Annotated in this window: 9 protein-coding genes; 7 read left to right on the top strand and 2 right to left on the bottom strand. The window is 70.0% G+C overall.

Annotation, left to right across the window (positions count from 1 at the left end; translation table 11 throughout):
• The 7 genes from mutS to E4O86_RS07925 all read left to right on the top strand — a co-directional run.
• The coding region (gene mutS, locus E4O86_RS07955) for a DNA mismatch repair protein MutS (protein WP_161139994.1) at window positions 1-1,519 on the top strand (1,519 nt) is incomplete at its 5' end.
• Window positions 1,520-1,576: 57 nt separating this feature from the next.
• Window positions 1,577-4,357: a [protein-PII] uridylyltransferase gene (locus E4O86_RS07950; protein ID WP_161139993.1), complete on the top strand. Its 2,781-nt coding sequence runs from the start codon at window positions 1,577-1,579 to the stop codon at window positions 4,355-4,357.
• Complete coding sequence (murJ, locus tag E4O86_RS07945) at window positions 4,354-5,910, top strand: murein biosynthesis integral membrane protein MurJ (RefSeq protein WP_161139992.1); 1,557 nt, start codon at window positions 4,354-4,356, stop codon at window positions 5,908-5,910. The genes E4O86_RS07950 and murJ overlap by 4 nt, the downstream gene beginning before the upstream one ends.
• Before the next feature lie 62 nt (window positions 5,911-5,972).
• Window positions 5,973-7,031, top strand: coding sequence for a tryptophan--tRNA ligase (trpS, locus tag E4O86_RS07940; protein ID WP_161139991.1), 1,059 nt, complete (start codon window positions 5,973-5,975; stop codon window positions 7,029-7,031).
• Window positions 7,032-7,054: 23 nt separating this feature from the next.
• Window positions 7,055-7,549, top strand: a complete 495-nt coding sequence (locus tag E4O86_RS07935; protein ID WP_161139990.1) for a universal stress protein — start codon at window positions 7,055-7,057, stop codon at window positions 7,547-7,549.
• A 156-nt stretch (window positions 7,550-7,705) separates the two neighbouring features.
• The gene (locus E4O86_RS07930; protein WP_161139989.1) at window positions 7,706-8,137 is read left to right on the top strand and encodes an Hsp20 family protein; all 432 of its coding nucleotides are present in this window, start codon (window positions 7,706-7,708) and stop codon (window positions 8,135-8,137) included.
• 20 nt (window positions 8,138-8,157) lie between these two features.
• The gene (locus E4O86_RS07925; protein ID WP_161139988.1) at window positions 8,158-8,412 is read left to right on the top strand and encodes a BQ00720 family protein; all 255 of its coding nucleotides are present in this window, start codon (window positions 8,158-8,160) and stop codon (window positions 8,410-8,412) included.
• Window positions 8,413-8,541: 129 nt separating this feature from the next.
• On the opposite strand, the gene ptsN is transcribed toward E4O86_RS07925, so the two are convergent.
• Window positions 8,542-9,009 (bottom strand): PTS IIA-like nitrogen regulatory protein PtsN, encoded by a 468-nt coding sequence (gene ptsN, locus E4O86_RS07920; protein WP_161139987.1) that lies wholly within the window; start codon window positions 9,007-9,009, stop codon window positions 8,542-8,544.
• Between the two features lie 48 nt (window positions 9,010-9,057).
• Complete coding sequence (gene hpf, locus E4O86_RS07915) at window positions 9,058-9,675, bottom strand: ribosome hibernation-promoting factor, HPF/YfiA family (RefSeq protein WP_246206281.1); 618 nt, start codon at window positions 9,673-9,675, stop codon at window positions 9,058-9,060.
• Window positions 9,676-9,727 lie beyond the last annotated feature (52 nt).

Here is a 9,727-nt window from a genome sequence, read left to right as displayed (position 1 = left end):
CGAGGCCGCGGCCGTCCTCGGGGCCCGTCTCGACGGCAGCGGCCTTCCGCTCGCGGAGCTCCTCGGCGGGGTCCGGGCGCAGCTCGCGCGCGCCCCGCGCGACCTCTGCGCCGCCCTGCGCGCCGCGCTTGCCGACGATCTCCCGCTCCTGAAGCGGGACGGCGGGTTCGTGCGTCCGGGCTGGCGGGCCGAGCTCGACGAGGCGCGCAGCCTCCGCGACGAAAGCCGGCGCGTGATCGCGGCGCTGCAGGCGCGCTACGTCGAGGCGACGGGGCTGCGGTCGCTCCGCATCCGCCACAACAACGTGCTCGGCTATTTCGTCGAGGTGAGCGCGGGCCAGGCGGCCGCCCTCACCGCCTGCCAGGCGGTCGCCTTCATCCACCGCCAGACGCTTGCGAGCGCGATGCGCTTCTCGACCGTGGAGCTCGGCGAGCTCGAGAGCCGCATCGCGAGCGCGGCGGAGCGGGCGCTCGCGCTGGAGCTCGCCTGCTTCGACGAGCTCTGCGGCCGCGTTCTCGCGGCGGAAGCGGCGATCCGTTCCGTTGCGCAGGCGCTCGCCGAGCTCGACGTCGCCGCGGGCTTCGCGGAGCTTGCCGAGCGGGAGGGCTATGTGCGTCCCAGGGTGGATGACGGCCTCGCCTTCGCGATCCGCGGCGGCCGGCACCCGGTCGTGGAGCAGGTGCTGCGGCGGAGCGGGGACACCTTCGTCGGCAACGATTGCGCGCTCGGCGGGGAGGGCGAGGCGGAAGGCCGCATCTGGCTCCTCACCGGACCGAACATGGCGGGCAAGTCGACCTATCTCCGCCAGAACGCGCTGATCGCCATCCTCGCCCAGACCGGATCCTTCGTTCCGGCGGCCGAGGCCCATATCGGCGTCGTCGACCAGGTCTTCTCGCGCGTCGGCGCTGCCGACGACCTCGCCCGCGGGCGCTCCACCTTCATGGTCGAGATGGTGGAGACCGCGGCGATCCTGAACCAGGCCGGCGCGCGCTCCCTCGTCATACTCGACGAAATCGGGCGCGGCACGGCCACCTATGACGGGCTCTCGATCGCGTGGGCGGCGATCGAGCACCTCCACGACGTCAATTGCTGCCGGACGCTCTTCGCGACGCATTACCACGAGCTGACGCAGCTCTCCTCGCGTCTGCCGCGGCTGCGGAACGCCACCATGAAGGTCCGGGAATGGAAGGGCGACGTCGTGTTCCTGCACGAGATCGTGCCGGGGGCGGCCGACCGCTCCTACGGGATTCAGGTGGCGAAGCTCGCCGGCCTGCCCCCGGCGGTGATCGTCCGCGCCCGCGAGGTGCTGAGGAACCTCGAGCGGAGCGGGGGACGGCGGATGCCGGCCGCGCTCTCCGAGGAGCTGCCGCTCTTCGCGGCGCGCCCGCCGGAGGAGCCTGAAGCGCCCGATCCGGCGCTTCAGGCCCTCGACGCCCTCGATCCGGACGCGCTCAGCCCGCGCGAGGCGCTCGACCGGCTCTACGACCTGAAGCGGCTGAGGCGCGAGCGGGGGGCATAGGCAGCGCCGAACGCGGCGTGGTATCGACCGTCGCGAACGAGAACACGGACGACGAGAGTGAGTCGAACCCGCCCTGTCGAGAGTCCCATCGCGGCGGACGCGCTCCGCGCTGCGCTCGACTCCATCGGCGACCAGCATGGCCCCGCCTCGACGGCCGCCCGCAAGGCCGTGATGGACCTTCTGAAGGCGACCTTCCTGGAGGGGCGCCAGGCGGTCCGGCGCGAGCTCGAAGCGACGAATCGCGGCCTGCACTGCGCCGAGCGCCTCAGCGCGCTCACCGACACCGTGGTCGAGCGCCTGTTCGCCTTTGCGAGCGAGCGCGTCTTTCCGGTCAGCAATCCCTCCTCGGCCGAGCGGCTGTCGCTCGTGGCCGTCGGCGGCTATGGCCGCGCGACGCTCGCGCCGTTCTCCGACATCGATCTCCTCTTCCTCTTCCCCTACAAGCAGACGGCCTGGTCCGAGAGCGTCACCGAATACATCCTCTACATGCTCTGGGATGTCGGGCTGAAGGTCGGCCATGCGACGCGCACGGTCGCGGAGACCCTGAAGGCGGCCCGCGAGGACATGACGATCCGCACGGCGGTGCTCGAGGCGCGCCACGTCTGCGGCGACACCGATGTCTTCGCCGATCTCATGACCCGCTTCGACGCCGAGCTCGTCGCAGGCACGGCGCCGGAATTCATCAGCGCCAAGCTTGCGGAACGCGACCAGCGACACAGCCGCGTCGGCGCCTCGCGCTATCTCGTGGAGCCCAACGTCAAGGAAGGGAAGGGCGGTCTCCGGGACCTGCAGACGCTGTTCTGGATCGCGCGCTACACCTACCGCGTCTCCTCGGAGCAGGCGCTCGTCGATGCCGGACTGCTCAGCCGGGCGGAGCTCCGCCTCTTCCGGAAGTGCAACGACTTCCTGTGGGCGGTGCGGTGCCACCTGCACTTCGTCGCCAACCGCGCCGAGGAGCGGCTTTCCTTCGACATCCAGGCCGAGCTCGCGCGCCGGCTCGGCTACCAGCGCCATCCCGGGCTCCACGCCGTCGAGCGCTTCATGAAGCACTATTTCCTGGTGGCCAAGGATGTCGGCGGCCTGACGCGGATCGTCTGCGCGGCGCTCGAGGCGCGGCAGGAAAAGCCCGCCCCGCGGCTCAACCGGTTCCTGCGGGGGCTCACCGGCCGCCGCAGGGCGCTTCCGACGATCCCGGATTTCGTCGTCGACAACGAACGCATCAACGTGGCGGACCCGAACGTGTTCGAGCGGGATCCGGTGAACATGATCCGGATCTTCAGCCTGGCGGGCACCCACGACATCGCGCTCCATCCCGAGGCGACGCGGCTCATCACGCTCTCGCTGCGGCGCATCGACCGGGCGCTCCAGCAGGATCCCGAGGCCAACCGGCTCTTCCTCGACATCCTGCGCAATCCCGAGCGCTCGGAGCTCGTCCTGCGCCAGATGAACGAGGCCGGCGTGCTCGGCCGGTTCATTCCCGATTTCGGGCGGATCGTGGCGATGATGCAGTTCAACATGTATCACCACTACACGGTCGACGAGCACCTGATCCGCGCCGTCGGCGCGCTCGCGGACCTCCAGCTCGGCCGGATCGCCAACGACCACCCGCTATCCGCCGAGCTGCTGCCGAAGCTGAAGGACCCGACGCTCCTCTACGTGACGCTGCTCCTCCACGACATCGCGAAGGGGCGGCCGGAGGACCATTCCGTCGCCGGCGCCCGCGTGGCGCGCAGGCTCTGCCCGCGCTTCGGGATGTCCCAGGGCCAGACGGAGCTGGTGGCCTGGCTCATCGAGCAGCACCTCACCATGTCGCGCTTCGCCCAGTCGCGCGATCTCGCCGACCGCCGGACGATCCGCGACTTCGCCCATATCGTGCAGTCGATGGAGCGGCTGAACCTGCTCCTGATCCTGACCGTCTGCGACATCAGGGCGGTGGGCCCGGGCGTCTGGAACGGCTGGAAGGGACAGCTCCTGCGCACGCTCTACTACGAGACGGAGGCCGTCCTCACCGGCGGCCTGGGGCGCGAGACGCGCTCGGCCAAGGTGGCGGAGGCGCAGCGGCAGCTCGAGGCGCGGCTCTCCGACTGGACGCCGGCGGAGCGCGAGCGGCTGCTGGCGCTGCATTATCCCGCATACTGGATGCGGGTCGACGAGGAGCACCAGGTCCGCCAGGCGGAGCTCATCCGCAGCGCCGAGGCGGCCGACCGCCCCTTCGCCGCCGACATCAGGCCGATGGCCTTCGAGGGCGCGACGGAGATCACCATCCTGACGCCGGACCATCCGCGCATCCTGTCGCTGATGGCGGGCGCCTGCGCGGCGGCGGACGCGAACATCGTCTATGCCCAGATCTACACCACCATGGACGGCCGTGCGCTCGACACGATCGTGGTCTCGCGCGCCTTCGAGCAGGACGCGGACGAAGAGCGGCGCGGCGAGCGGATCGTCGCCATGATGGAGCAGGCGCTCGAGGGGCGCGTGCGCATCCCCGACACGCTCGCGCGCAAGCGCCGCAAGAGCCGGCGCGGCGACGCCTTCACCATCGAGCCGCAGGTCCGGCTCACCAACAACCTGTCCGACCGCTTCACCGTGATCGAGGTGGAGTGCCTCGACCGCACCGGCCTCCTGTTCGAACTGACGCATGCGATCGCGGAGCTCAGCCTCGACATCGCTTCGGCGCATATCGCGACCTTCGGCGAGCGCGTCGTCGACACCTTCTACGTCACCGACCTCGTCGGCCACCAGGTCACGGCGAAGGCCCGCCAGACGCGCATCCGGCGGCGGCTCCTCGACGCGATCGGAACGGCCGAGACGCAGGCGGCGGAGAGCAAGGTCTCGTGAGCCTCGTCGCGAAGTTCGTCAGCGTCGGGGGCGCGACGCTGGCAAGCCGGCTGCTCGGCTTCGTGCGGGAGATGATGGTCGCCGCCGCGCTCGGCGCCGGACCGGTCGCCGACGCGTTCTACGCCGCCTTCCGGTTTCCCAATCTCTTCCGCCGGCTGCTGGCGGAGGGCGCGTTCAACTCCGCCTTCATCCCCCTCTTCTCGCGCACGCTCGAAGGCGAGGGGGAGGCGGCGGCGCGCCGCTTCGCGGAGGAGGTGCTGGCGGCGCTCGCCCTCGTGCTCGCGGCCCTCACGGCCGTCGTCATGGTCGCGACGCCGCTCATCGTGGCGCTCATCGCCCCCGGCTTCCGGAGCGATGCCGGCAAGTTCGCGCTCACGGTCGAGCTGTTCCGGGTGATGTTCCCCTATCTCGTCTGCATGTCGCTGACGGCGATGCTGAGCGGGGTGCTGAACGCCCATCGCCGCTTCTTCGTGGCCGCGCTCGCGCCGACGCTGCTCAACGTGGTGACCATCGCCGGCATCGGCTACGGCATCTGGCGCGGGCTCGACGGCGCTGCGGTCGGCCGGATCCTGAGCTGGTCGGTGCTCGTCGCCGGCGTCGCCCAGCTCGTCATGGTCGCGTTCGCCGCGCACCGGATCGGCTTCAGCGTGCGGCCGCGCGTGCCGCGCCTCACGCCCGCCGTGAGGCGGCTTCTCGTGCTGATGGCGCCGGCCGCGCTTTCGGGCGGCATCATCCAGATCAACCTCTTCATCGGCCAGATCATCGCCTCCACCAGGGAAGGCGCGATCGCCGTCCTGCAGTTCGCCGACCGCATCTACCAGCTGCCGCTCGGCGTGATCGGGATCGCGATCGGCGTCGTGCTCCTGCCGGAGCTCTCGCGCACGCTGAAGGCCGGCCATCTGCGCGAGGCGACGCATACGCAGAACCGCGCCCTCGAATTCGCGCTGTTCCTGACCCTGCCGGCGGCGACCGCGCTGGTGGTCGTGCCGGAGGAGATCATCCGGGTGCTCTTCGAGCGCGGGGCGTTCACGCCGGAGACGACCGAAGCGACCGCCCGGGCGCTCCGGATCTTCGGGCTCGGCCTGCCGGCCTTCGTCATGATCAAGGTGTTCACGCCCGGCTATTTCGCGCGCGAGGATACGCGCACGCCGATGGTCTTCGCCGGGATCTCCGCCGCCGTGAACGTCACGCTGGCGCTCATTCTCTTCCCGCGCCTCGCCGAGGCGGGGATCGCGACGGCGGAGGCCGTCGCAAGCTGGATCAATTGCGCCCTGCTCCTCCTCACGCTGCGGCGCCGCTCGCAGTTCGCGCTCGACGGCATGCTGCTCAGGCGGCTGCCGCGCCTCGCCGCGACGCTTGCCCTGATGGCGGCGGTGCTCTTCCTCGGCGCGCGCGTCTTCTCCGCGCCGTTCCGGCCGGAAGCGGGCCTCGCGACGCAGGCCTTCGCGCTCGCCGTGCTCGTCCTCGGCGGGGCGTTCTTCTATTTCGGGGCGGCGCAACTCACCGGCGCGGCGGACTTTCGCAGCATCGCGCGCAATCTGCGACGGCGCTGAGCCTTGCGCGCGCCCCGCCCATTGGCCATAAGGCCGGCCGGGCCAGCCATACCAGATCCGACATGACCAGTTTCCCCGAGCGCGTCTTCTCCGGCGTGCAGCCGACCGGCAACCTCCATCTCGGCAACTATCTCGGCGCGATCACGCGCTTCGTCGCCATGCAGGAGAGCCACGACTGCATCTATTGCGTCGTCGACATGCATGCGATCACGGTCTGGCAGGACCCGAACGACCTCCGCCAGAGCACGCGCGAGGTGACGGCGGCGTTCCTCGCCGCCGGCATCGATCCGGTCCGGCACATCGTCTTCAACCAGAGCCAGGTGTCGGCGCATGCCGAGCTCGCATGGGTGTTCAACTGCGTCGCCCGCATGGGCTGGCTCAACCGCATGACGCAGTTCAAGGAGAAGGCCGGCAAGGACCGCGAGAACGCCTCGACGGGCCTCTTCGTCTATCCGAACCTGATGGCGGCGGACATCCTCGCCTACAGGGCGACGCACGTGCCGGTCGGGGAGGACCAGAAGCAGCACCTGGAGCTCGCCCGCGACATCGCGCAGAAGTTCAACAACGACTATGCGGACCGCATCGCCGAACTCGGCTTCGGCGATGCGTTCTTTCCGCTGCCCGAGCCGCTCATCGCCGGCCCGGCGACCCGGGTCATGAGCCTGCGCGACGGTTCCAAGAAGATGTCGAAGTCGGACCCTTCGGATTATTCGCGCATCAACCTGACGGACGATGCCGATGCGATCGCGCAGAAGTTCCGCAAGGCGCGCACCGACCCCGAGCCGCTGCCCTCCGAGATCGCCGGGCTTGCCGCCCGGCCCGAGGCCGACAATCTGGTCGGGATCTACGCGGCGCTCGCCGGCACCAGCAAGGAGGAGGTGCTGCGCACGTTCGGAGGCGCCCAGTTCTCGAGCTTCAAGCCCGCGCTCTCCGATCTCGCGGTCGAGAAGCTCGCTCCGGTCGCCGCCGAGATGCGCCGCCTGACCGCCGATCCGGCCCATATCGATGCGGTTCTCGCCGATGGCGCGGAGCGGGCGGCCGCGCTCGCCGAGCCCGTCATGAACGGGGTCAAGGACGTCGTCGGGTTCCTGCGGACGCGGCGCGGCGGCTTGCCGGGCTAGCCGGCGAATGGCAGCATGATCCGATGATGAAGCCGCGGCGCGCCCTCGAAGAGGGCCACAAGCGCAAGTTTCTCGTGATCGTGGACGACACGCCCGAATGCGTGCGCGCGCTCGTCTACGCGGCCAAGCGCGCGCAGCGGACCGGCGGCGCGCTCGTTCTCCTCTACGTGATCGAGCCGGAAGGCCCGCAGCACTGGCTGGGCGTCGAGGACATCATGCGCGCGGAGGCGCTCGAGAAGGCGCAGACCATGCTCGCGCGCCACGCCGCCAGGGGGCGCGACGTGTCGAACGTCGAGCCGGAGCTCGTCATCCGGGAGGGCAAGCGGGCCGAGGAGATCCGCAAGCTCATCGAGGACGACGAGGACATCGCGATCCTCGTGCTCGCCGCCGGCGAGAGCAGCGAGGGGCCGGGGCCGCTCGTCACTTCGATCGCGGCCAAGGGGTCCGGCAGCTTCCCGATCCCGATCACGATCGTGCCGGCGGGCCTCACCGACGACGCGATGGACGCGATCGCCTGATCGCCGGCCCGGGTGGGCGTGCGCCGCCCGTCGCCGGTGGCCTGCGCCGGCGTCCGCCGCTTGCTTGAAGGCCGCACCGGGTCCCCCCATATTCCGTAGGCAGGCCGGATGCCTTCGGGGTCCGGACAGCGAAGTCGCTTCATCGAGGACTTTGCAATGACGCGCATGACGCCGTTTTCGAGCCCGCTCCTGGTCGGTTTCGACGAGATCGAGAGGCTCCTGGACAGGGTGTCGAAGAGCGGCTCCGACGGGTACCCGCCCTACAATATCGAGCGGATGCGCGGCGGCGAGGGCTCCCCCGCCCGGCTTCGGATCACCGTCGCGGTCGCCGGGTTCCGTCCGGACGACATCGACATCACGGTGGAGGACAACGAGCTCGTGATCCGCGGCAGGCAGCCGGACGACGCGGCCCAGCGGGATTTCCTTCATCGCGGCATCGCGGCCCGGCAGTTCCAGAAGACGTTCGTCCTGGCCGACGGCATGGAGGTCCTCGGCGCGGACCTCAAGGACGGACTGCTCTCCGTCGAGCTCGTGCGGCCCGATCCCGAACGGACCGTCCGCAAAGTGAAGATCACCTCGCGCGACTGAGACCCATCAAGGAGACCACAATGGCAGAAACGCAGTCGAAGGCGATGCCGGCCGAGGTGTTCGAACGGCTCGGGGGCGGGGAGATCGCCTATCTGAGGCAGATCCGGTCCGAGGAGGTGCGCGCCATCTTCCCGCAGGCGCCCCAGCTCGAGCCCGGGATGGACCTCTGGGCGCTGATCAGCGCCGAGGGCAAGCCCATCATGCTGACCGACAACCGGGCGGCCGCGCTCGCCAATGCGAGCGAGCACGACCTCGAGACGGTGAGCGTCCACTGACGAATCGTCCTGCCGGGCGCGACCTTGCGAAGCGCCCGGCGGGCCTTCCGGCAGCGCCGGGCCGGCGCCGCTGCGCCCCTGCACCGGTCTGGCCGGAATGCATTCTGGAAGAGGAAGAGGTCCCGCCGCTCAGGCGGCGTTGGTTTCCGGCGTCGGCTTGATCAGCAGCGCATAGAGCGCCTTGGCGTCCGCGGTCGACCGCAGCTTCTGGGCGAAGTTCGGATCGCGCAGCACCCGGGCGATGCGCGCCAGCGCCTTCAGGTGGTCCGCGCCGGCGCTCTCCGGTGCGAGCAGCAGGAAGACGAGATCGACCGGCTGCTCGTCGAGGGAATCGAATTCGACCGGTCGGGCGAGGCGGGCGAAGACGCCCGTCAGCTTCGTCACGGCGGCGAGCTTTCCGTGCGGAATGGCGACGCCGTGACCGACGCCGGTCGAGCCGAGCCGCTCGCGCTGCAGGATGGTGTCGAAGATTTCGCGCTCCGGAATGCCGGTCAGCCGCGAGGCCTTCTCGCTCAGGTCCTGGATCACCTGCTTCTTGCTCTGCGCCTTGAGCGCCGGGAGCACCGAATCAGGCGTCAGTAGATCGCTCAGATCCATGAGGGTTCCTCTTGAGGGGCCCTGGCGTTCGCGCGGGCGCGCACGTCGTCAACCCGATCCGGCCGCGGCGACGCCGTCCACGAGCACCGGGTCGATCCAGCCGAAATGGCCGTCCGGGCGTCGGTAGACGACGTTGATGCCGCCGTGGCTCTGATTGCGGAAGACCACGACGGGCGTTTCGACCCTGTCGAGCTCCAGGACGGCGGCGCTGACCGACAGCGTGCGGAGCACCGTGCGCGTCTCGGCCACGATGGCCGGGGCGTAATCGTCCGCCACCTCGTCTTCTTCCGCCGGCGGCGTGAGCAGGAAGGTGGCCGCCTCGGAAAGCTCGGCCTCCTGCGGGGCCCGCTTGTGGCCCTTCAGCCGCCGCTTGTAGCGCCGCAGCCGCTTCTCGAGGCGGGTCGCCGCCTGGTCGAAGCTCAGCGTGGCGTCGGGCGCCTCCGCCCGCGCCTCGAACACGATCCCGGTGTCGAGGTGGAGCGCGCACTCGGTCTCGAAGATGCGGCTGTTCTTGCCGATCGTGACGTGTCCGGAGAAGCTGCCGTCGAAGTACTTTCCCACGGCGTCGCGAACTTCGGTCTCTATACGGCTGCGCAACGCTTGCCCGATATCGAAGTTCTTGCCGGAAATCTTCAGCGCCATGATGTCCTGCATCCGTTGCGACATTCTATCGGAACCGGATCCGAGCGCTGACGGGTCCCCGATGAGGGCCGGACGT

Origin of the sequence: Propylenella binzhouense, assembly GCF_009866965.1 — a bacterium.
Lineage (GTDB): Bacteria > Pseudomonadota > Alphaproteobacteria > Rhizobiales > Afifellaceae > Propylenella > Propylenella binzhouense.
Note: the sequence above shows the minus strand (reverse complement) of the source record. Positions and strands in the feature narration are given on the sequence as shown.

Coding starts and splice junctions, on each gene's coding strand:
- E4O86_RS07930 (WP_161139989.1), top strand. CDS start 7,706: ATGACGCGCATGACGCCGTTTTCGAGCCCGCTCCTGGTCGGTTTCGAC.
- E4O86_RS07935 (WP_161139990.1), top strand. CDS start 7,055: ATGATGAAGCCGCGGCGCGCCCTCGAAGAGGGCCACAAGCGCAAGTTT.
- trpS (WP_161139991.1), top strand. CDS start 5,973: ATGACCAGTTTCCCCGAGCGCGTCTTCTCCGGCGTGCAGCCGACCGGC.
- ptsN (WP_161139987.1), bottom strand. CDS start 9,009: ATGGATCTGAGCGATCTACTGACGCCTGATTCGGTGCTCCCGGCGCTC.
- E4O86_RS07925 (WP_161139988.1), top strand. CDS start 8,158: ATGGCAGAAACGCAGTCGAAGGCGATGCCGGCCGAGGTGTTCGAACGG.
- hpf (WP_246206281.1), bottom strand. CDS start 9,675: ATGTCGCAACGGATGCAGGACATCATGGCGCTGAAGATTTCCGGCAAG.